General features: G+C 59.5%; 3 protein-coding genes. All 3 read left to right on the top strand.

The window, feature by feature from the left end; translation table 11 throughout:
• The first annotated feature begins 209 nt into the window (after positions 1 to 209).
• Genes QMX93_RS30470 through QMX93_RS30460 form a run of 3 tightly spaced genes read left to right on the top strand, consistent with a single transcriptional unit; the run spans position 210 to position 2,560 of the window.
• Positions 210 to 467: a DUF2790 domain-containing protein gene (locus tag QMX93_RS30470; RefSeq protein WP_282359305.1), complete on the top strand. Its 258-nt coding sequence runs from the start codon at positions 210 to 212 to the stop codon at positions 465 to 467.
• 9 nt (positions 468 to 476) lie between these two features.
• Positions 477 to 1,148, top strand: coding sequence for a heavy metal response regulator transcription factor (locus QMX93_RS30465; RefSeq protein WP_159812423.1), 672 nt, complete (start codon positions 477 to 479; stop codon positions 1,146 to 1,148).
• Positions 1,145 to 2,560: a heavy metal sensor histidine kinase gene (locus tag QMX93_RS30460; RefSeq protein ID WP_282359303.1), complete on the top strand. Its 1,416-nt coding sequence runs from the start codon at positions 1,145 to 1,147 to the stop codon at positions 2,558 to 2,560. Before QMX93_RS30465 ends, QMX93_RS30460 begins: the two co-directional genes overlap by 4 nt.
• The last annotated feature ends 70 nt before the right edge of the window (positions 2,561 to 2,630 follow it).

Below are 2,630 nucleotides of genomic sequence, written 5' to 3'. Positions count from 1 at the left end.
AACCCGTGTAGGAGCTGCCGAAGGCTGCGATCTTTTGATCTTGCTTCTAGAAAAACAGATCAAAAGATCGCAGCCTTCGGCAGCTCCTACAGGGGTGTGTTTCATTACAACTTTGTCATTCAGCTGTCGGTTTGCCGTGCGGATCGCTCGGTAGCCTGATGTTGTCCCGGCGCTAACGCCGATCAACACCAACCACTGAGTGACTGACCATGAAAACCCTCCTGCTCGCCCTCACCACCCTCCTCGCCACCGGTTCCGTGTTCGCCGCGAACATGCCCGACACCGCCGTCATCCATGACAAATCCGCCTTCTACGTCCATCTGGATGTCGACAAAGTCCTCTCCAGCACCGATATTTCTCAGGCCTGCGGTGTGGTTCCGGCGCAACTCAACTACCTCGACCATCAGGGCCGCGAACATGTGCTGAACTATGACGTGCAAGGCAGCGGCTGCATCAATGACCATTGAGAGTGATCGATGAATATTCTGGTTGTCGAAGACGAACCCAAGGCCGGCAATTACCTGCTCAACGGTTTGCAGGAACTCGGCTACAGCGTGAGCCTGGCGCGCAACGGCGCCGACGGTTTGCACCTGGCGCTGGAACACAGCTTCGACGTGATCGTGCTCGATGTAATGATGCCGAAAATGGATGGCTGGGAAGTCCTGCGCCGACTGCGCAAGGAGGCCGACACGCCGGTGCTGTTCCTCACCGCCCGCGATGACATCGCCGACCGCGTCAAAGGCCTCGAACTGGGCGCGGACGATTACCTGATCAAACCGTTTTCCTTCGCCGAACTGGTGGCGCGTCTGCGCACCCTGACCCGGCGCGGGCCGATTCATGAAGATGAACAACTGCAAGTCGCCGACCTGCAAATCGACGTGCTCAAACGCCGCGTAAGCCGCGGCGGAGTGCGCATCACCCTGACCAATAAAGAGTTCGCCCTGCTGCAACTGTTCGCCACGCACACCGGGCAAGTGCTCGCGCGTTCGCTGATTGCTTCGCGGGTGTGGGACATGAATTTCGACAGCGACACCAACGTGGTCGATGTCGCCGTACGCCGCTTACGGGCGAAAATCGATGACCCGTTCCAGCTCAAGCTGATCCACAGCGTGCGCGGCATCGGCTACCGTTTTGACACGCAGCCATGAGCGTCAAACGGACGTATTCCCTGACCCTGCGCTTGGCGCTGGTGTTCGCCCTGCTCGCCTTCGCGTCGCTGGCCGGGCTCGGCGCGGCGCTGTACAGCGAGCTGGAAGAACAGCTGATTCGCCGCGACGACATTTCGCTGGTCAGCCGCGTCGACCAGTTGCGCACCTTCCTTAACGACAGCAACACCCTCGAGCTGATCAAGAATAAACCGGCGCTGTTCCAGAACATGCTCGGCAACCGCGAGGCACTGCTGACCATCGGCGCGCCGGGTGAACCGCCATTGCTGGTGGTCAATCCGGGCAACCTGACCACGCCGACATTGCCAGCGGTGCCGATCAATCACACGATGACGCTGAACGATGTACAGCATCTGCCGAACGTTAACGGCGTACCGTTTTCGGCGGTGGCGGCGGAGATCGACTCTGGTGAGCTGGGCAATCTGCAAGTCACAACCGGACGCCTGATGAGCGAACGCACAGCGATGCTCGCCAATTACCGTTTGAGTGTTTATGGCCTGGCGACGTTGGCGGCGCTGCTGCTCGCGGTGATTGGTTGTTTGCTGGTGTATCGCGGTTTGCTGCCGTTACGCCGATTGGCCAGGCACGCTCATGGCATCGGTGTCGGCAATCTCGGCGAACGCCTCGACAGCCAGGGCGCTCCACGGGAATTGCTGCCGATGATCGATGCGTTCAACGCCATGCTCGATCGCCTCGCCAAAGGTTTTGCGCAGTTGAGTCAGGTGTCCACCGACATGGCTCACGAACTGCGCACGCCGATCAATAACCTTCTTGGCGAAACTCAAGTCGCCCTGCATCAGAACCGCAGCATCGAAGCCTATCAGCAGTTGCTCGCCTCTAATGTCGAAGAGCTGGAACGGCTGACGCGGATGCTCGACAACATGCTGTTTCTTGCGCGCACTGATCCGGCGAGTGCGCTGAGCCAGCGTCAGGAGCTCGATGCGGCGGACGAGATGCAGCGCATTGCTGATTATTTTGAAGGGTTGGCGGCGGATGTTGGCGTGTGCATTGAAGCGCGTGGCAGCGGTGTGATCTGGGCCGAGCCGATGTTGCTGCGGCGGGCGCTGGCGAACCTTTGCGCGAATGCGATCAAGTACGGTGCGGCGGATTCGACAGTGCAGGTTGAAGCGATCGCTGAGCCTGAGGGCAGTTATCTGCGGGTGCGTAACCACGGCGCGACCATTGCGCCTGAGCATCTGGCGCGGTTGTTCGAGCGCTTTTATCGCGTGGATCAGTCGCGCGAGCGTTCAGCGCAATCGAATGGTTTGGGCCTGTCGATTGTGGCAACGATCATGCAGTTGCATCAGGGCCGGTACAGCGCCAGCAGTGCGGATGGCGTGACCTGCTTCGAACTGTTCTTCCCTGCCCGACAAACCAACACAAATCCCCTGTAGGAGTGAGCCTGCTCGCGATAGCGGTGGTTCAGCCTACCTCTTCATTGACTGATACACCGCTATCGCGAGC

Source organism: Pseudomonas sp. PS01303, from assembly GCF_029959385.1.
Lineage (GTDB): Bacteria > Pseudomonadota > Gammaproteobacteria > Pseudomonadales > Pseudomonadaceae > Aquipseudomonas > Aquipseudomonas rustica.
The sequence above is the reverse complement of the archived record's forward strand: the minus strand, read 5'-3'. Positions and strand labels throughout refer to the sequence as shown.

What these genes read in the sequence shown, in the direction of transcription:
- QMX93_RS30470 (WP_282359305.1), top strand. Translation starts at nt 210, where the DNA reads ATGAAAACCCTCCTGCTCGCCCTCACCACCCTCCTCGCCACCGGTTCC.
- QMX93_RS30465 (WP_159812423.1), top strand. Translation starts at nt 477, where the DNA reads ATGAATATTCTGGTTGTCGAAGACGAACCCAAGGCCGGCAATTACCTG.
- QMX93_RS30460 (WP_282359303.1), top strand. Translation starts at nt 1,145, where the DNA reads ATGAGCGTCAAACGGACGTATTCCCTGACCCTGCGCTTGGCGCTGGTG.